Consider the following 643-nt stretch of genomic DNA (forward strand, 5'->3'; position numbering starts at 1 on the left):
GTCTACGCGTGGGCACCGGCGCAGCCGCTGTGGTACCTGGCGTTGCCGGTATGGATGCTGCTGCGCATGGCACTCAATGCCGTGGACGGCATGCTGGCGCGCGAGTTCGGCCAGCAGTCGCGGCTGGGGGCTTACCTCAATGAACTGTGCGATGTCCTGGCCGATGCGGCCCTGTACCTGAGCCTGCTCAGCCTGCCCGGGGTCGATCCGACCGCGATCTGGGTGCTGACGTGGCTTGCGGCGGTTTGCGAGTACGCTGGCGTCCTGGGGCTGATGGTGGGGGCCAGTCGGCGCTACGACGGACCCATGGGGAAAAGTGACCGCGCCTTCGTGATCGGCCTGGTCGGCGTGCTGCTTGCAGTGGGCTGGATCGGCGGAGCGGTGGTGAGCGGCGTGGCGTGGGTGGCAGCGGCGCTGTGCCTGCTGACCGCGTGGCGGCGGATGCGCAACGGATTGGCGGAGCAGGCCTGATCGGCACTGCGGGCAGACACACAACGGAGTAAGGCATGCGCGTACAGGAACACCTGCAATTCCACAGCTTCGATGGCCAACCGCTGTTTTACCGGCATTGGCCGGCTGCCTCGTCCGCCGCGCCGCGCCGTGCGCTGGTGCTGCTGCACCGCGGCCATGAGCACTCCGGCCG

At 68.4% G+C, this 643-nt stretch carries 1 protein-coding gene; it reads left to right on the forward strand.

Going from position 1 to position 643, the window contains the following annotated elements:
• A partial coding sequence (locus ACXJKJ_RS30880; protein WP_457395347.1) for a CDP-alcohol phosphatidyltransferase family protein occupies nt 1-471 on the forward strand: 471 nt, incomplete at its 5' end.
• Nucleotides 472-643: the final 172 nt, after the last annotated feature.

This window comes from Roseateles sp. P5_E1, assembly GCF_054049335.1.